This is a genomic window from Alkalihalophilus lindianensis, from assembly GCF_032843265.1.
Classification (GTDB): Bacteria; Bacillota; Bacilli; order Bacillales; family Bacillaceae_D; genus Alkalihalophilus; species Alkalihalophilus lindianensis.
Map to the genome: position 1 here is coordinate 1 of NZ_JAWJBA010001167.1, position 228 is coordinate 228.

Below are 228 nucleotides of genomic sequence, written 5' to 3' on the forward strand. Positions count from 1 at the left end.
CGCGGGTGCGCCCAGACGGTCAGGTTCGTCACCAGCCAGGTGACGATCCACTCGTGGAACTCGTTCGGCACCTCGATCTCCAGGAAGTGGCCATCGATCAGCTCGCGGCGGTCGTCGTCATCGAGGGAGAGGAAGTCCTCCCAGCGGTGCGGACCGCTCGGCGCCAGGCCAACGTCCGGAGTCATGGACCGAATAAGCGCCCTGGGCGGACGCCGCGCAAGGGCAGGG

General features: G+C 68.0%; 1 protein-coding gene. It reads right to left on the reverse strand.

Going from position 1 to position 228, the window contains the following annotated elements; genetic code table 11:
- Window positions 1-185: hypothetical protein (locus tag RYX56_RS25740; RefSeq protein WP_317124562.1), on the reverse strand; the 185-nt coding region annotated here is incomplete at its 3' end.
- Between the last annotated feature and the right edge of the window lie 43 nt (window positions 186-228).